Origin of the sequence: Arsukibacterium sp. (assembly GCF_036735525.1) — a bacterium.
Taxonomy (GTDB): Bacteria; Pseudomonadota; Gammaproteobacteria; order Enterobacterales; family Alteromonadaceae; genus Alishewanella.
Map to the genome: position 1 here is coordinate 9488 of NZ_DAINOE010000048.1, position 16036 is coordinate 25523.

Annotated in this window: 19 protein-coding genes; 11 read left to right on the forward strand and 8 right to left on the reverse strand. The window is 50.2% G+C overall.

Annotated elements, in window-relative coordinates; genetic code table 11:
• Both V7D78_RS10650 and V7D78_RS10655 read left to right on the forward strand, forming a co-directional pair.
• Window positions 1–563, forward strand: a 563-nt coding sequence (locus V7D78_RS10650) for a hypothetical protein (RefSeq protein ID WP_333608434.1), incomplete at its 5' end; no start/stop codon positions are given.
• A 104-nt stretch (window positions 564–667) separates the two neighbouring features.
• The gene (locus V7D78_RS10655; RefSeq protein WP_333608435.1) at window positions 668–973 is read left to right on the forward strand and encodes a hypothetical protein; all 306 of its coding nucleotides are present in this window, start codon (window positions 668–670) and stop codon (window positions 971–973) included.
• A gap of 32 nt (window positions 974–1005) precedes the next feature.
• Here V7D78_RS10655 and xerC read toward each other — a convergent pair whose 3' ends face one another.
• The 5 genes from xerC to lptM are packed head-to-tail and all read right to left on the reverse strand — an operon-like array spanning window position 1006 to window position 4857.
• Entirely contained in the window at window positions 1006–1938 is a 933-nt protein-coding gene (gene xerC / locus V7D78_RS10660) for a tyrosine recombinase XerC (RefSeq protein ID WP_333608436.1), read from the reverse strand.
• Window positions 1925–2581 (reverse strand): DUF484 family protein, encoded by a 657-nt coding sequence (locus V7D78_RS10665; protein ID WP_333608437.1) that lies wholly within the window; start codon window positions 2579–2581, stop codon window positions 1925–1927. The genes xerC and V7D78_RS10665 overlap by 14 nt, the downstream gene beginning before the upstream one ends.
• The gene (dapF, locus tag V7D78_RS10670; RefSeq protein WP_333608438.1) at window positions 2578–3408 is read right to left on the reverse strand and encodes a diaminopimelate epimerase; all 831 of its coding nucleotides are present in this window, start codon (window positions 3406–3408) and stop codon (window positions 2578–2580) included. The genes V7D78_RS10665 and dapF overlap by 4 nt, the downstream gene beginning before the upstream one ends.
• A 14-nt stretch (window positions 3409–3422) precedes the next feature.
• Window positions 3423–4679 (reverse strand): diaminopimelate decarboxylase, encoded by a 1257-nt coding sequence (lysA, locus tag V7D78_RS10675; protein ID WP_333608439.1) that lies wholly within the window; start codon window positions 4677–4679, stop codon window positions 3423–3425.
• Window positions 4672–4857, reverse strand: a complete 186-nt coding sequence (lptM, locus tag V7D78_RS10680) for an LPS translocon maturation chaperone LptM (RefSeq protein WP_333608440.1) — start codon at window positions 4855–4857, stop codon at window positions 4672–4674. Before lptM ends, lysA begins: the two co-directional genes overlap by 8 nt.
• 73 nt (window positions 4858–4930) lie before the next feature.
• Here lptM and cyaY point away from each other — a divergent pair, with 73 nt between their 5' ends.
• The 9 genes from cyaY (at window position 4931) to V7D78_RS10725 (ending at window position 13255) form a co-directional block, all read left to right on the forward strand.
• On the forward strand, window positions 4931–5251 hold the full coding sequence (gene cyaY, locus V7D78_RS10685) for an iron donor protein CyaY (RefSeq protein ID WP_333608441.1): 321 nt from the start codon (window positions 4931–4933) through the stop codon (window positions 5249–5251).
• Window positions 5251–5931: an alpha/beta hydrolase gene (locus V7D78_RS10690; RefSeq protein WP_333608442.1), complete on the forward strand. Its 681-nt coding sequence runs from the start codon at window positions 5251–5253 to the stop codon at window positions 5929–5931. Before cyaY ends, V7D78_RS10690 begins: the two co-directional genes overlap by 1 nt.
• Window position 5932: 1 nt before the next feature.
• The gene (gene hemC, locus V7D78_RS10695) at window positions 5933–6856 is read left to right on the forward strand and encodes a hydroxymethylbilane synthase (protein ID WP_333608443.1); all 924 of its coding nucleotides are present in this window, start codon (window positions 5933–5935) and stop codon (window positions 6854–6856) included.
• A 22-nt stretch (window positions 6857–6878) separates the two neighbouring features.
• On the forward strand, window positions 6879–7625 hold the full coding sequence (locus V7D78_RS10700; RefSeq protein ID WP_333608444.1) for a uroporphyrinogen-III synthase: 747 nt from the start codon (window positions 6879–6881) through the stop codon (window positions 7623–7625).
• Entirely contained in the window at window positions 7618–8739 is a 1122-nt protein-coding gene (locus tag V7D78_RS10705) for a uroporphyrinogen-III C-methyltransferase (protein WP_333608445.1), read from the forward strand. Before V7D78_RS10700 ends, V7D78_RS10705 begins: the two co-directional genes overlap by 8 nt.
• Window positions 8736–9815 carry a heme biosynthesis protein HemY gene (locus V7D78_RS10710; protein ID WP_333608446.1) on the forward strand — a complete coding sequence of 360 codons (1080 nt, stop codon included), beginning with the start codon at window positions 8736–8738 and terminating at the stop codon, window positions 9813–9815. The genes V7D78_RS10705 and V7D78_RS10710 overlap by 4 nt, the downstream gene beginning before the upstream one ends.
• Window positions 9816–9832: 17 nt before the next feature.
• Window positions 9833–10348: a DNA-deoxyinosine glycosylase gene (locus V7D78_RS10715; protein WP_333608447.1), complete on the forward strand. Its 516-nt coding sequence runs from the start codon at window positions 9833–9835 to the stop codon at window positions 10346–10348.
• A gap of 352 nt (window positions 10349–10700) precedes the next feature.
• Window positions 10701–12089, forward strand: a complete 1389-nt coding sequence (locus V7D78_RS10720) for a Type 1 glutamine amidotransferase-like domain-containing protein (protein ID WP_333608448.1) — start codon at window positions 10701–10703, stop codon at window positions 12087–12089.
• Window positions 12090–12172: 83 nt separating this feature from the next.
• Window positions 12173–13255: a cyanophycinase gene (locus V7D78_RS10725; protein WP_333608449.1), complete on the forward strand. Its 1083-nt coding sequence runs from the start codon at window positions 12173–12175 to the stop codon at window positions 13253–13255.
• Window positions 13256–13332: 77 nt separating this feature from the next.
• Here V7D78_RS10725 and V7D78_RS10730 read toward each other — a convergent pair whose 3' ends face one another.
• From V7D78_RS10730 to V7D78_RS10740, 3 genes are all read right to left on the reverse strand, one after another.
• A complete protein-coding gene (locus tag V7D78_RS10730) occupies window positions 13333–14592 on the reverse strand; it encodes an ATP-binding protein (protein WP_333608450.1) in 1260 nt (419 codons plus the stop codon).
• Window positions 14593–15025: 433 nt separating this feature from the next.
• Complete coding sequence (locus V7D78_RS10735) at window positions 15026–15412, reverse strand: hypothetical protein (protein ID WP_333608451.1); 387 nt, start codon at window positions 15410–15412, stop codon at window positions 15026–15028.
• Window positions 15413–15467: 55 nt separating this feature from the next.
• Window positions 15468–16036, reverse strand: a 569-nt coding sequence (locus V7D78_RS10740) for an RHS repeat-associated core domain-containing protein (protein ID WP_333608452.1), incomplete at its 5' end; no start/stop codon positions are given.

A 16036-nucleotide genomic window follows, 5' to 3' on the forward strand; every position in this document is an offset into this window, starting at 1 on the left:
CTTCTTGCTTCTTGCTTCTTGCTAATTCTTTAAATCTATTCGCTTCGGATTGGGATGCTGCAAATGATCCATTTACTTCAAATGGCTGCAAAGCCACTGCAAATTTTTTAATCGCAGCTGGAGCTTTCAAAGTTGGTTCATATTATGTTACTAACGCTACTGCTGCTGGGTTAGCTGGTGTTGCCTTAATTGCTCCAACTGATGCTTTAACTGAGACATGTACAGCAAGTTTGACAGACTATATTAGATACTGGCAAGGCAGGGGTAATATTAGCCAAGAGCAGTATTTAGATACTTACTGTGGTGGTGACGCATTTAGGTGCTCAGATCCACTTTTGGATATACGTTGCTCTTTAGACCCCTACGCAAACGGGTGCAATCCACTGCCTTATGAATGCCATTCATTTGGTAATTGTTTACCTTACATTACCCAGCTAGGCACTCAACCATTGTCGGTAATGGATCTTGTATCCGCTTTAAGCATGATAGAAATGTCTTTTCATCAAGGATACTGGAATACATACCAACTTAATCAGCTTGGTATTTCATTTGAATTGCCTTAGTTTGAGTAGGCCTTACTGTTGCAGCGAAAACTGGCACTTAGTAAATTGCGTGCGGTTCTTTGCTACAATATGAAGTCATGTTTTGATGTATAAGGTAAAAACATATGGCGCTTTTTGTGGCAGGTATACTTGCTGGATTATTGTGTGGGTACTGGGATTACCGGAGTAAACCGGTTAGTCAGATTTGGCTATTGCGCAAGCAGCTGATTGAACTAGTGAAAGCCATTTGCATATGCTTCATTGGTGTAGTAACTGTTAAATTAATTCTTTGGCTTTTCTCAGATAAAACTACCCATTTTTTAGCTTTTTTAGGTAATGCAGCCATTGAGTTATCACTGTTTTTTGTGCCATTTGTTACCGGTATCTTTTTATTACCCTATACGATATTTCGTTTAGGAGGGCGCAAATAATAGTTAGCATTTTACCAATGCTAACTATTATTTCAGGATTTCTTCCGGGCTCTGGGGTGAGCGCTGTCATACACTGAGGCCAAATGGGCAAAATCGAGGTGAGTATATACCTGAGTGGTGCTGAGGTTAGCGTGGCCCAATAGCTCCTGCACTGCGCGTAAATCGGCGCTGCCCTGTAACATGTGGCTGGCAAAAGAGTGGCGTAGCATATGGGGGTGCAAGTGTTGCTGCAGCCCCTGCACAGTGGCCCAGTGTTTTACCCGCTGCCTTACCTGGCGCGGTGATATACGCTGGTGCTCAATACTTAAAAATAACGCTTGTTGGTCAACCGCAGGCGTGCTGGATGCCAGCAGTGCCGGGCGCAGGCTCAGCCAATGCTGCAAGGCAACTTTGGCCTTGCTGCCAAAGGGCACCAGCCGTTGCTTACGACCTTTACCCGTTACCAACACTTGTTGCTCGCGCCAGTTCACATCGCTCAGATCCAACCTGACCAATTCTGCCAGACGCAAGCCGGAGGCGTAAAATAATTCCAGTATGGCTTTATCGCGGGCAGCCAGCAGATCGTTACTGCTATCAAAGCTCAGTAATTGCTCCAGCGTGGCGCTGCTTAGGTCTTTCGGTAGTGTGCGGCTGGCTTTGGGTACCGCCAAATAGGCGGCTGGATTAGTACTTAGCTGTTTTTGCTGTAACTGAAACTGAAAAAAACTACGCCATACCGCGACCTTTAGCGCCAGACTGCGGGCACTAAGGCCATTATGGCGGTGTTGCATCAGTTGTTTTTTTAACGTCGCTTCAGTGAGCTCAAACCAGTTAACCGCGCTACTGACACAGCCATGGGCCAGTTGCAACAACTGCCGTTGATAGTTATCCAGCGTATGCGGGCTGTATCGGCGCTCGTAGCGCAGGTGATCTAAAAAGGCCTGCAGCGGTTGCTGCCAGGCCTGGGGCAGTTCAGCTTTTGACATAACCGGGTAACACCAAGGCCAGCAGCTGTGCCAGATGGTTGATAAACAGCTGATCCATGGCGGGCTGGAAATGGTCATCTGACTCACTGCCAAACGCCAGCAAGGCCAGCGGGCCTTCGCTGTTGCGGATTAGAATTAATGCCACGGAGTGAATGTTGTCGTTAAAAATGGCCTGCTGCTCTTCTTTATTTAAACGCCCTAAATACACCTGTTGCTGACTCAGCCGGCGCGATAGCAGCAATTCAAAAGGATGGCCGGATTGTGGCTGCTCCAGGCAGATCAGCCGGCAGGCATGCACCTGCGGCATATCTTGCGCAAATTGTTGCAGACTCACTTCGGCCGCCGCCAAATCGGTGGTGTTAAATAGCGATAAGTGCAGCTGATTCAGCGCATGAAAAATATGCTCATTCTGGCGGGCCACTGACATCAGGCGGGTAATATCATCCTGCAGTGCATGAATTTTTTCCCGTTGCAGTTCCAATTGCCGTTCAACCAGCGACACACTGCCACGCTGCTGATGCGGCAGGCGCAATAATGGCAGTAAATCCGGATACTGTTGAAAAAACGCCGGGTGCTGTTGCAGGTAGTCATACACCACTGAGGCGGCCAGTAAATCTTTATCCTGAGTCAGGCTGTCTGTCATAAACTAAGTTGTCCATCAAATACGTGTTCAGCCGGGCCGGTCATTTTTACCGGTTGCCCTGGGCCGTTCCAGCGAATATGCAGGCTGCCACCGGGTAAGTCTACCCGCACCTGTTGCTGTAATTTTTTTTGTAGCTGGCCTACTACCACAGCGGCGCAGGCACCGGTACCACAGGCCAGGGTTTCACCGGCACCGCGCTCCCACACCCGCAACTTAATATGCTGCGGCGAGAGGATTTGCATAAAGCCGATATTGGCTTTTTCCGGAAAACGTTCATGTAATTCCAGTAATGGTCCCAGCGTATGCACATCGGCCAGTTGCACATCGGCCACTTCCAGCACGGCATGGGGATTACCCATAGAGGCAACGCCGCACAACACCGTATGCTCGTCGGCGCGCAAAATGTAAGTGGCCTCCTGCTTTTGCGCTTTAAAGGGCACTTTGGCCGGATCCAGTTGCGGCACCCCCATATTCACGGTGATTTGGCCATCTTGCTCAACATAGAGGGTAATTTTACCTGATTTGGTACTGACCTGAATTTTGTTCTTGTTCGTCAGACCGCGGCTGCGCACAAATTTAGCAAAACAGCGGGCACCATTGCCACATTGCTCTACTTCTGAGCCATCGGCATTAAAGATACGGTAATGAAAATCCAGCTCAGGATCATAGGGCGGCTCCACCATCAGCAACTGGTCAAAGCCGATACCGCGGTTACGATCAGCTAACTGACGGATATGCTCCTGGGTTAAGAACACATTTTGGCTAACGCTGTCGACCATCATAAAGTCATTGCCCAGGCCGTGCATTTTAGAAAAATGTAATAACATGAATGCCTTAAATATTATTCAGCCAGTAATTGTTCACCTTGCCACAAATCCTGCCATTGCTCGCGGGCACGGATTAAATGACATTGGCTGCCGTCTACCATTACTTCTGCCGCCCGGGGCCGGCTGTTGTAATTTGAGCTCATGGTAAAACCATAGGCACCGGCCGAGCGTACGGCCAGTAAATCGCCTTCTGCTAATGCCAGCAAGCGATCTTTACCCAGAAAATCCCCAGTTTCGCATACCGGGCCTACCACATCATATAATATTGGCGTGGCATCAGGCTGCCGCTCTACCGGTACGATATTTTGCCAGGCACCGTATAACGCCGGGCGCAGTAAATCGTTCATGGCGGCATCGACAATAGCAAAGTTTTTTTCCTGACCCGGCTTTAAGTATTCGACTTGGGTCAGTAATACGCCGGCATTAGCACTGATGGCGCGACCGGGCTCCATAATCAGCTCTAAATGCGGGTAGGCCTCTAACCGTGCTACCACTTGCTGGATATAAGCTGATGGCTCTGGCGGTTGCTCTTTATCGTAGGTGACGCCAAGGCCGCCACCGATATCAATGTGTTTTAGTACAATGCCTTCAGCTGCCAGCTGCTCGATTAATGCCAGTAATTTTTCTAAGGCATCTAAAAAAGGCTGGGTTTCAGTCAGTTGCGAGCCGATATGGCAATCTACGCCCACCAGCTCAATATGGCTCATGCTGGCCGCCTGGCGGTAAATTTGTGGCGCCAGTAAAATATCGACACCAAATTTGTTGGCTTTTAAGCCGGTAGAAATATAGGGGTGCGTTTTAGCGTCAATATCCGGGTTTACCCTGAGCGATACCGGCGCCACCTTGTTCAGGCTGGCTGCCACCTGTTGCAGACGTTCTAATTCACTGACCGATTCTACATTAAAACATTTAATGCCCAGTTGCAGTGCAAAACGCATATCGTCAGCCGTTTTACCTACGCCGGAAAACACCACTTTAGCCGGATCACCACCGGCGGCGATAACCCGGCGCAACTCTCCGCCTGATACCAGGTCAAAGCCACTGCCCAAACGTGCCAGCACGTTTAATAAGGCCAGATTACTGTTAGCCTTTACTGCGTAACAGACCAAGCTTTTTGGGTGTGCTGCGGCCGCACTGGCAAAGGCCTGATAGTGCCGGGTCAGAGTGGCCCGGGAGTAAACATAACAAGGGGTGCCGTATTGTTTGGCAATATCAGCCAGCGCCACCTGTTCCGCATAAAGGCTGTTCGCCTGATAATTAAAGTTATCCACTATGGTCACCTTTGTTGTCAGTAGGCTCGGGTAGGTTTTGCACAGCAGGCTCTGCCACTTCTGTTGCGGGTTGTGGTAAGGTAAGGGGCCCTTTCTGACCACAGGCAGTGAGCATGGAGCCGACTAACATCCAGCCTAATGGCTGGCTGATTTGGCGTATAATTCGCTTAGCGTTCATGGTTTTTTATTTCATAAACTGATGGACGCTCTATAATCGCATCCTTAGCAGTAAAAGCAAACAGGTGAAGCAGATGAATGAGCTGGAATATGATGAATTAACCGATCAAACTCTTTTGGCGGTAGAAGAAGCCATTGAGCAGCAAGAGCTGGATTTAGACTATGAGTCGCATGGTGGCTTGTTGTCTATTACCTTTGCGGATAACAGCAAAATTATTATTAATAAGCAGCCACCGCTGCAACAGCTGTGGATGGCCACCAAATTTAATGGTCACCATTTTGAATGGCGCAATGGTCAGTGGATAGATAACCGCAGTGGCGCCGAATTTTGGCAATTACTAACTGAAGTCGCTTCTCTGCAGGCTGGCAGCCCCTTAAATTTTGAGCATAACTGATGGCATTACTTTCGTTTGTTGATGTAAAACCGAGCGGCCAGGTCAAGGCAGCGGTGATCTGGTTGCATGGCCTGGGTGATTCCGGCCATGGTTTTGCCCCTATAGTGCCTGAGCTGCGCTTACCGTCGGATGCGGGTATCCGCTTTTTATTTCCTCACGCCCCCGAGCGGCCGGTAACCGTGAATGGCGGTATGCGGATGCGTGCCTGGTACGACATTAAAACCATGGACTTAAGCAACAGAGCCGATGAGGCCGGCGTACGGGAATCGGCTGCTGCGGTGCAACAGTTAGTGGATAAACTGATCGCAGAGGGCCTTAGCAGTGAGCAAATAGTGCTGGCAGGCTTTAGTCAGGGTGGGGTTATTGCGCTGCACTTGTTAGCCCGCTTGCCCTATAAGCTGGCCGGCGTGCTGGCGTTGTCGACCTATATGTGTGTGCCGGATAAACTGGCCACCGAGGCGCTAACGGTAAATAAAAGCACACCGGTATTTATTGGCCATGGTACTCAGGATCCGGTGGTGCCGATGGCCGCCGGGCAGCAGGCGTTTCATGCGCTAAAAAACCAGGGCTTTATGGTGAGCTGGCATGATTATCGGATGGAGCATAGTGTCTGTGCCCAGGAAGTTGCTGATATCAGTAGTTTTTTACAGCGTAAATTAATGACGGCACAGGAAAGCTAATATGAGTCAGCTAATCCGAATTGCTACCCGTAAAAGTGCACTGGCCCTGTGGCAGGCCGAATTTGTCAAAGCCGAGCTATTGCGTCACCATCCATTGCTGACCGTTGAGCTGGTGCCCATGTCAACTCAGGGTGATAAAATCCTTGATACGCCGCTGGCTAAAATTGGTGGTAAAGGGCTTTTTGTTAAAGAGTTAGAAACCGCTATTTTAGAAGGCCGGGCCGATATTGCCGTGCACAGTATGAAAGATGTGCCGGTGGAATTTCCACCCGGCTTAATGCTTAGCACCATTTGCCAGCGTGAAGATCCGCGCGATGCCTTTGTATCAAATTTATTTAGTTCACTGTCGGCGTTACCGCCGGGCGCCGTGGTTGGTACCTCCAGCCTACGCCGGCAATGCCAGTTAAAGGCATTGCGGCCGGATTTACAGGTACGCGATTTACGCGGCAACGTAAATACCCGACTGGCTAAACTGGATAATGGCGAATATGCCGCCATTATTTTAGCGGCAGCAGGGCTTATTCGCTTAGGTTTTGAGCAGCGCATTACCGATTTGCTGCCGGTGACCAGTAGTTTACCTGCCAATGGTCAGGGTGCCGTGGGTATTGAATGCCGTACTGACGATCTGGCCGTGCAGCAGTTGCTGGCGCCATTAGAACATCTGGCGACCCGGCACTGTGTGCTGGCCGAGCGGGCGATGAACCGGCAGCTGCAGGGTGGCTGTCAGGTGCCGATAGGGGCATATGCCGAAATCACAGACGGCCAACTCTGGCTCAGAGGCTTAGTGGGGTCGCTGGATGGCTGCCAGATTATCCGCCATCAGCTAGAGGGCCCGGCCGAGAATGCCGAGCAGTTGGGCGAGCAGTTAGCTCAAGTGTTACTGGCTGAAGGGGCCGGTGACATTTTGGCTGCGGTTTACCAGTGAGTACCGCAAGGAGCCTGTCACTATGCTGCTGATCACCCGTCCGGCGGGTAAGGCTGATAATTTACTGGCATCGCTGGATGATGCGGCTATTGCCTATGTTTATCAGCCATTGATCACTACGCAGATGATGCCACTGCGACCGCGCGATATCAGTGCCATTGCCAGTGCAGAACTGCTGATTTTTGTGTCACTCAGTGCAGTGCATGCACTGGAGCAGCAACTGACGGCTGCGCAACTGCCGGCCAGTGCACCGTTACTGGCTGTTGGCCAGACTACAGCGGCTGCTTTACAGCGCTGGAGTGGCCGCGAAGTCTGGGTGCCGGAAGATCAGCGCAGTGAAGGCTTACTGCAGTTGCCCGTGTTGCAACAAGTAGCCGGGCGTCAGGTGGTGATTGTCAGGGGTAATGGCGGGCGCGAGTTAATTCGCCAGCAATTGCTTAGCCGCTCAGCAGAGGTGCGCTACGTACAAAGCTATAAACGGCTGCCTTTACCCCTGGATGGGCTGCAACTCTCGCGGCAATGGCAACAGCAGGGGATACGTTGTATTGTAGCGACCAGTAACGAAATTTTATTACAAATGTTTTATCTGCTACCACCAGAACAGCATCACTGGCTGCGGCAATGTCATTGGATTCTGGTGAGTCCAAGAGTGCGAGACAGTGCATTGGCGCAGGGTATAGCGCCTGGGCATATCTGGTTAGCCGCCAATGCCAATGATCAGGCGTTGCTGGCAACCATTCAGCAGTATAAGAGGGACAACTATGACTGATACACCGACGCTGGCCGATGCAGACGCACCGCTAGCTGAGCTAAAACAGCAACTGGAGCAACAAGATAAACCGCGCCCCCCTAAAAGTGGCCGGGCTTTGGCCTGGCTGGCGCTATTGTGCAGCTTGTTGTTAGCGGCCTTGCTGGCAGCGGCAGCCTATTGGCTTTGGCCGCAGTGGCAGCAATTGCAACAACAAGTCGCCACCCAGCACAGTTCGCAACAGCAACAACAGCAACAATTGCAAGCGCAAACCCAGGGCTTAATTGAACAAGCCCAGCAGCAACAGCGGCAGTTTCTGGAGCAACAACAAAGCAGCCTGCGGCAGCTGGAGCAACAACTGCACAGTGCCCAGCGGCAACAAGATGAACGCACTCAGGCGCAATTACAGGCAGTACGGCAGCTCATACAGCAACGTGATGGTGCGCCGCCGGCCCATTGGTTATTGGCTGAAACCGAATTTTTCCTGCAACGCGCCGGCCAGCAACTGATGTTACAAGGTGATAGCCGCAGCGCCATCATTTTACTGCAACAGGCCGATGACAAACTGGCTACGCTGGACGATCCAGCGTTGTTAACCGTGCGTCAGGCCATTAAGCAGGACTTAGCACAGCTAAAGGCACTACCGGCACCGAAGGTCACTGAGCTGTTTTTAACCCTGCATCAGTTACGCCAGCAAACTGGCAGCTTACCGTTTAAACAGGATCAGCAGCAATTACAGCTTGAGCCGGTAGTGGCGGGCGATTGGCGCAGTACATTAAAAGGCTATTGGCAGCAAAGTGTCAGTAAGTTGTTTCAGGTGCGAAAGGCGGTGCCAGAAGATTATTTTAGCTTATCTGAGCAGCAGCAATGGATGGTGCGCATTGGCTTGCAGCAGCAATTATTGTTAGCCGAGCTGGCAGTATTGCAAGGCCAGCAAGCGGTGTTTGCACAGGCATTGCAGCAAGCCGCGGATACTCTGCAACGCTATTTTGTTGCAGATAACAGCCAGGTACAGCAGTTGTCCTCAGCCTTAGTTGCGTTGGCCGCACAGCAAATAGCGGCGCCTGAATATGCGCCTTTGCAAAGCCTGGCTCAGTTGCAGCGTTATCTGCAGCTGCGGGAGGACAGTTTATGAGCAAGGCATTGCTGCTGATTATCTTGCTGGCAGCGGCTATGTTGCTGGGGCCGGTGCTGGTGAATAACCCCGGTTATATCAAAGTGGTTCTGGCCGGTTATAGCCTGGAAATGACCTTGCTGGGTTTGCTGCTGGTGCTGCTGCTGGGGATCTTATTGTTGGCATTGTGCTGGAAGCTGTTCGCGCATGTGCTGCGCATTCAGCATTTATCCTTTAATTTTTTCCGCTGGCGGCGACAACGCAAAGCGCAGCAGGCCTTTACGCTGGGTTTGCAGGCGTATACCCGCCAACAATGGCCACTGGCCAGTGAGCAGTTACAACTGGCCTTACGCGACCCCTTTATGGCGGATGAAAAGCGCATTTTTGCCAGTTATGCTGCCTTTTACGCCGGTGAACAAGCCACGGCCAGCGAGCTGGCGGCGGCCTTACCTGAGGGCCGTGCAAATAGCAGCTATGTGCAAGCAGATCTGTTACTGCAACAGGGCAAAGCCGGCCAGGCCTGTGCTTTATTACAAGCCCAGCTGGCAGAGTCGCCGAAAGATAACGGTTTAGGGCAATTATACCTTTATGCGTTACAGCAGGCCGGGCAGTGGCAGCAGATGCTGGAACAAGTGCCGCTGGCGTTAAAATACCAGTGGTTCAGTAAACAGCAATGGCAGCAACAGCGCTTTACCTTATATCCACAGGCGATTAGTGAGCTGAGCTTGCAGCAGGCGTTTAGTGAGCAGGCCGCTTATTGGCAAGCCTTGCCGGCGAAAGAGCGCAAGTCAGCAGCGGCGGCCCTGGGTATGGCCTGGGCGTTGGCGCAACAGGGGAAATATGAACAAGCTGAGCTTAAACTGTTACGCAGTTTAACACTGGAGGAGCTGCCGCTGGCCTGGCCCAGTTTACGCCAAATTCCACTGGGGCAGTCGGTACTGAAGTTGCGTAAACAAGCACAGCAGTGGCTGAAGAATCACGGTAGCGACGCGCAGCTTTATGCGCTACTGGCTTATTTAGCCGAGCAAGAAGGCGATACAGAGCAAGCGGCGCAAGCCTGGCATAAAGCCCGGCAATATCAGCCGGGCATTCGTTGAGCGGGTCTGTGACTGACATGTCGGCAGCATCACCGCGTTTGTATGGGCTGGCGCCGGTGCTGCCGGCAAAGGCCCGGCTGCTGATCCTTGGCAGCATGCCGGGCGCACAATCGCTCAGTGAGCAGCAGTATTATGCACATCCGCGTAATGCCTTCTGGCCGATTATGGCAAAATTACTGCATTTTGACCCACAGTTACCCTACACCGAACGGCTGCTGCGGTTGCAACAACATGGTGTGGCTTTATGGGATGTACTACAGAGTTGTCAGCGGCAGGGCAGTTTGGATACGGCCATTCGTGCCGAGCAGCCGAATAATTTTCAGCAGCTGATACAACAACAATCGCAGTTGAAATTGATCGCGTTTAATGGCGCTAAAGCCTGGCAAAGTTTTCGTAAAAGTGTTTTACCACAGTTATTTACAGAAAATTCACCAAAATTTATAACCTTGCCTTCCACCAGTCCGGCCCATGCCGCAAAGCGCTTTTCAGAAAAATTTGAACACTGGCAAACGCTTGGCGAATATTTGCGTTAGGCACTTTTTCCGAAATGTGGTACCTGTCGGTTTTTTTTACAAATGAATGTTTTTTCTGCTTGACAGCATGACTATTCAGGACAATATTGAATAGTAATTAAACAGTCATCAAGTTGTGTTGTGAAACCACTCTTATGAAAAAACAGTTTTGCAGAATCAGTTCATTACTGTGGTCGGTTGCCAAACCGGCTAATCTGCATAATTGCGCCAGCGACTACCACTTATCCGAGTGGTTTGACGAATAGCATTCCCCCTCTGAGTTAGCACCACATCTTTTGCCCGGCACTTTGCCTGGCATAGACACCTGGCCTGCGGCCATTTCCTATAACAAAACTATATGCAGGAAGTAAAAATGAAAGCACGAGTCCTCTTGGGCGCCGTTGCGTTATTGCTAAGCAGCAATGCGTATGCCTGTTTGCAGCAAGAAAGTGAAAGTAACAATACCGAAGGTACCGCTGATGGTCCTTTATGCAGTGGTACTACTGTCAACGCCAGTATCCATAATCGCAATGATGTTGACTGGTTTTATTTTGATACCACCGCCACCGGTGATATCACGGTAAACCTGAGCCACACCAATAATGCCGATTTTGATTGGTTTTTATATCGCGCCAGTGGCAGTTACATCGCCTCCGGTCAAAGCAGTGCCAATCCTGAAGTGGGTACCTATAATGCCGCGGCTGCTGGCCGGCATTACGTAAAAGTAACCCGCTACAGTGGCACTGGTAATTACCAGCTGACGGTCAGCTTTGCTGGCTCTGGCAGCGGTGGCGGTGGCACCACACCTGATCCGGTAGCCTGTGACTATGGTCCGCGGCCATCAAAACCCGGCGCTCTGACCAGCTACCGGGTCGGTACCACAGCGGATACCTGTGTCAGCTTAGATCAGCCGGCCTTGTTGTTAATGGGTGGCGGTGCCGATGTCGATGCCGCTTTTGCCAACCGGGTATCACCGCATATTCAGGGCGGCAACATAGTTGTGCTGCGCACGACCGGTACCGGTGCCTACAATAGCTATCTGCAGGGGCTCACCAATGCCGCTTCAGTAGAAACCTTGATTGTGGATACTCAGACCAAGGCCAACAGTGATTATGTAGACTGGGTGATCCGCACGGCGGAGTTTGTATTTATCGCCGGTGGTGATCAGTCGGCCTACCTGAATCAGTGGCAGGGCACTAAGGTGCAGGATGCCATTATGCATGTGTATCAAAAAGGCGGCGTCGTGGGTGGTACCTCGGCGGGTAATCATGTGCTGGGGCAGTTTATTTACGACCCGGACGGCGTACAAGGGGCCATTAGCAGCGAAGCTGTGACCAATTTCTGCCATAGCACTATTAATATCAGCACAAATTTCCTGGCTATTCCGCAGTTAAATGGGGTGATCACGGATACCCACTTTAAACAGCGGGATCGGATGGGGCGCTCTGCGGTGTTCCAGGCCAAATTAGGTGCCGGCGGTACCGTGGTGGCGGTATCAGAAGCGACCTCGCTGTATGTCAGCAGCAATGGTCAGGGTATTGTCGATGGCAGCCACGAAGTTTATGTGCTGCGGGCCGATGGCCAAACGCAATATCAACAGACCGCCTGTAACCAACCGGTGATTATTAATAACCTGTTGCGCTACAAACTGTTACCAGGCCAAAGCTACAATTTGCTGAATAACAGCACCAATGTTAGCCCAATCCGCTTGAGTATTGATGGCCGTAACAGCCAGTTCTATAACCCAACAAATCCGTACTAAGCCTCACTGCTGGCAGTGAGTATTACATAAAGTGTTAGGCCTGCCACCTTCGGGCGGCAGGCCATTATATTGGTAGAAGTTCAATGAATATGCGACCTAGTCTGCGGTTAGTATCTTTACCCCTATTCTTATCTCTGTTGTTATCAGGATGCAGCCAATCCTCTTCGGACAATCAGGCAAAAACAGCATTAACGGCACTGGCTAATGCCGATAAATGTGGCTATGGCCCAAGGCCAGCCAAGCCGGCTGCGCTGCAGCGCTATGCTGTAGGTTATACCGAAGATGTCTGTGTGCCGCTGCAACCAGAGCAGGCAGGCATTATTCTGATGGGCGGCAGTACAGATGTAGACAGTATTTTTACGGATAAAGTACGGCCTTATCTGCAGGGCGGCAATGTGCTGGTGCTGCGCACTCAGGGTGGCGCCGGCTATAACGACTATTTTTGGCATTTATTGCAGGCGGCATCAGTAGAAACGCTGATTGTTGACAGCCGCGACAAAGCCAACAGTGAGTATGTGCGCTGGGCGGTGCAAAGTGCCGAATTTATCTGGTTTGCCGGTGGCGATCAGTCCAGCTATATCCGCAATTGGCAAGGCACTCAGCTGCAACAAGCGGTGCAATATGCCTATAACAAAGGCGCCATTATTGGTGGCACCTCGGCCGGTAATGCCATTTTATCCGATGTTATCTATGATCCGGATGGCGTAGGCAGTGCGGTATCCACCGCCGTGGCGCAAGATTTTTGCCACGCGAATATTAAATTTAGCCCGGCGTTTTTAGCAGCGCCGATGCTGGCAAATACCCTTACCGATACCCATTTTAAGCAACGTGACCGCATGGGCCGGCTCATGGTGTTTCTGGCGCATCATCAAGCACGCGCCCTTACCGGCATAGCGGTATCTGAGCGCACGGCGCTCTGGGTGGAGCGCAGCGGTGCAACCGACGTGTTTGGTGAACATGAAGTCTATATAGTGCGCGCGGATGAACACACCCGTTGGCAACAAACACAATGTGGCCAGCCGGTGCAAATCACCGACTTACTGCGCTATCGCTTAACGCCGGGTGATCATTATCAGTTGCTGCTGCATCAATCGAATGTCAGCCCCATCCGGCTCAGTGTAGATGGCACTAAATCGCCTATCTATAGCCCGGCTAATCCGTATTAGCTTTTCAGCCTTAGCGCCAGGGGGAGCTGTGATAATGACGAAGTCAGCACACCCTGTCGCCAGACCTGCCAGAGGCTTTAGCCAATGTGAAGTTTTGGCACAAGCAGGCTAATAGGTACTGCAAATAATCTTTCGCCAAATGACAGAATATGTTCACCATCATAAAATACCACTCCTGCAGCAAAGCGCTCGCCGTTGGCGTCTTTTAATTTGATTAAGCCTTTGAAGTCACTTTGAGTGATGGTTGCTGCAGCTTTAATTTCTATACCAGCGAGTTTACGCCCTTGCTCAATAATAATATCCACTTCAATTTGATCTTTATTTCTGAAGTGGAAGAAGCTCAATGCGTCTTCATGCCAGTCTGCATGCTTTCTTAGCTCCTGATAAATAAAGGTTTCCAGTAATTGACCAAGCAGGGCTTTATCCTGCCAAAGACTTTGACTATCTACACCTAGTAATGCACAAGCTAAGCCGGTATCCGTTAAGTGCATTTTTGGCGTTTTGATTAATCGACTTAACCGGTTGCTATGCCAGGGTGGTAGTTGTTCAATCAAAAATATCTGCTCTAGCAAAGCGAGATATTCACGGATCGTTGGTCGGGATATAGAAAAGGGGGAGGCTAAATCAGTAGCATTAAATAAGCGAGCAGTCTGGCTGGCTGCCAAAGCTAATAGCCTTGGTAGTATGTCTAAATGTTTAATGTCGGCGATATTCTGCACGTCACGTTGGATAATAGTGATGATGTAGTCTCTATACCAGGCTCTTCGGCGCTTGCCAGTATTGCGAGCTACCGCTGCTGGATATCCCCCCTGGCAAAGGATATCTGCAATGGATTCTCCCATGCGATAGTATGCGCTTGGTGATTGCTGGCCAAAATCTGCGTTGAATAGTTGTTCGATAAAGGCGGGTTTTTTACCGGCTATTTCACATTGCGCCAATGGCCGTAAATGAATGATTTCTATCCTTCCGGCCAGAGAATCAGCAATCTGAGGCAATAACAACACGTTCGCTGAGCCAGTTAAAATAAAACGCCCAGGTTTACGGTTTTTATCAATGCTGGCCTTAATAGAGGTAAATAGTGCGGGGGCCCGCTGGATTTCATCCAGAATCGTTTTTTCCGGCAAGTTTTGGATAAAACCAACAGGGTCGGCTTGTGCTGCTTGCAGCTGGTTATCGTCGTCAAAGCTGATGTAATGATATCCTTGTCTGGCGCCAATTGACTGAGCCAAGGTGGTTTTACCGCATTGTCGGGAGCCATGGATCAGCACCGCAGGCGTATCCTGTAATGCTTCAAGCAAAGACGCTTCGCTGAATCGGTTGTAAAAGCTGGTATCCATTGTTTTTACCCGGCCAAGTGTAAATTATGTCTCGTCCAAGTGTAAATGACATCTCGTCCAATTGAAAGTGATAGCTCGTCCAAATGAAAGTGAGGCGTCGTCTATTTGAAAATGACAAGGTGGCCGCGCAAGCGAATAGCGATAAAACGCCTTTAGCTTAGCCCGCCATACCAGCTTAGCTTTTCGGCATCCCGCTCTTTATAACAGCAGGCCCGGGACAACCTCGCCGGGAGCAAGGTTGAACATGCGCAGCATGGCTCGTAAGGGCGGAGGGCAGGAAGCCCGCAGTCAAACCTATGTTGAATTCACCGATACTGGTGGTTAATTCCGACCGGTCAAACGCTTCTAACCTGGCCCGCCATACTACGCCTTTGCTTTGGTTGGTAATCACCACAGGCTAGGCCTAGTGATTCCAAAAGCACTTTTTACCAAACTAGTCATCTGCCAACATAACGGTGTAAATTAGCGAAACACTTTTTTCGCTCAACTTGACCTGTATATCTAGTGGTAATTGAAGGCTCATCATTGCAACTTTTTGATGGTCTACAACAACTCCGATATCGATTTCTGAAGAAAAATTCCTATTTTTAATGTAGGACAATACCTCACTATTTTTATCAATGAATGCTGAAATGCAATCATGTAGTTCACATAGGTCTTCGCAATCACAAATCGACACCCTGAAACCCGAAGTCGTATGCTGCCTACTTGCTGAAATGTGATCGCCTTTGTTCCAAAACTTTGCAGTAATGCCATATAAATCAACTAGTAAATCAGCACTCTCTGTTTCACTCCGTACTTCCCATACTACACTAAACATATCGCGTACCTGTTTGAACGGCGCCCTAAGTTAAGTCCAAGAGCCTACCTGAAAACTAAATAATGTTGCCACAGCCCCGATCTACTGTACCGCCAAGCTTTTCAAATGCGTCACAAGCTAACAAATCCCGCGCCTGACATTGCTCTGCAGCAACTAATTTTGCGAGATAGGCTGCCAAGAAAACACTAGGAAGTGCTACTTTAGGCCCAGGTTTTCCTTTCTTCTCCCATTCACCGTGGATTTCTCGTGCACCATTTTTGTCTATTTGACCATTAGGCCCTTTGAGCTCTTTAAAGCCTTCATAATGTTTATGGGCCCACTTCCACATTTTTTTGGGGTACCCCCAATCATTGTCTTGTTTATGCAACCCAAGTGGGTCAATCCAAGTTAAAGGATTCCCGCCAACATACCCATAGGTATTCAACCCACCCGCTAACCCTATCGGATCTGACTGCAAATACCGCCCGGTAGTCGCATCATAATCCCGGAAGTAGTTATACCAGCTTTGTTTTTCGGCATCCCAGTATTGCCCTGGGAATCCGATATTAAAGTCGCCAATCGAGGTTGTCAGTACACTACGGTCAAACGCTTCCAGTTTGGCCCGCCATACTACCGCTTTACTGG

Bases quoted from the DNA above. Each gene is read 5' to 3' on its own strand.
- V7D78_RS10655 (WP_333608435.1), top strand. From the start codon at position 668: ATGGCGCTTTTTGTGGCAGGTATACTTGCTGGATTATTGTGTGGGTAC.
- xerC (WP_333608436.1), bottom strand. From the start codon at position 1,938: ATGTCAAAAGCTGAACTGCCCCAGGCCTGGCAGCAACCGCTGCAGGCC.
- V7D78_RS10665 (WP_333608437.1), bottom strand. From the start codon at position 2,581: ATGACAGACAGCCTGACTCAGGATAAAGATTTACTGGCCGCCTCAGTG.
- dapF (WP_333608438.1), bottom strand. From the start codon at position 3,408: ATGTTATTACATTTTTCTAAAATGCACGGCCTGGGCAATGACTTTATG.
- lptM (WP_333608440.1), bottom strand. From the start codon at position 4,857: ATGAACGCTAAGCGAATTATACGCCAAATCAGCCAGCCATTAGGCTGG.
- cyaY (WP_333608441.1), top strand. From the start codon at position 4,931: ATGAATGAGCTGGAATATGATGAATTAACCGATCAAACTCTTTTGGCG.
- V7D78_RS10690 (WP_333608442.1), top strand. From the start codon at position 5,251: ATGGCATTACTTTCGTTTGTTGATGTAAAACCGAGCGGCCAGGTCAAG.
- hemC (WP_333608443.1), top strand. From the start codon at position 5,933: ATGAGTCAGCTAATCCGAATTGCTACCCGTAAAAGTGCACTGGCCCTG.
- V7D78_RS10700 (WP_333608444.1), top strand. From the start codon at position 6,879: ATGCTGCTGATCACCCGTCCGGCGGGTAAGGCTGATAATTTACTGGCA.
- V7D78_RS10705 (WP_333608445.1), top strand. From the start codon at position 7,618: ATGACTGATACACCGACGCTGGCCGATGCAGACGCACCGCTAGCTGAG.
- V7D78_RS10710 (WP_333608446.1), top strand. From the start codon at position 8,736: ATGAGCAAGGCATTGCTGCTGATTATCTTGCTGGCAGCGGCTATGTTG.
- V7D78_RS10715 (WP_333608447.1), top strand. From the start codon at position 9,833: ATGTCGGCAGCATCACCGCGTTTGTATGGGCTGGCGCCGGTGCTGCCG.
- V7D78_RS10720 (WP_333608448.1), top strand. From the start codon at position 10,701: ATGAAAGCACGAGTCCTCTTGGGCGCCGTTGCGTTATTGCTAAGCAGC.
- V7D78_RS10725 (WP_333608449.1), top strand. From the start codon at position 12,173: ATGAATATGCGACCTAGTCTGCGGTTAGTATCTTTACCCCTATTCTTA.
- V7D78_RS10730 (WP_333608450.1), bottom strand. From the start codon at position 14,592: ATGGATACCAGCTTTTACAACCGATTCAGCGAAGCGTCTTTGCTTGAA.
- V7D78_RS10735 (WP_333608451.1), bottom strand. From the start codon at position 15,412: ATGTTTAGTGTAGTATGGGAAGTACGGAGTGAAACAGAGAGTGCTGAT.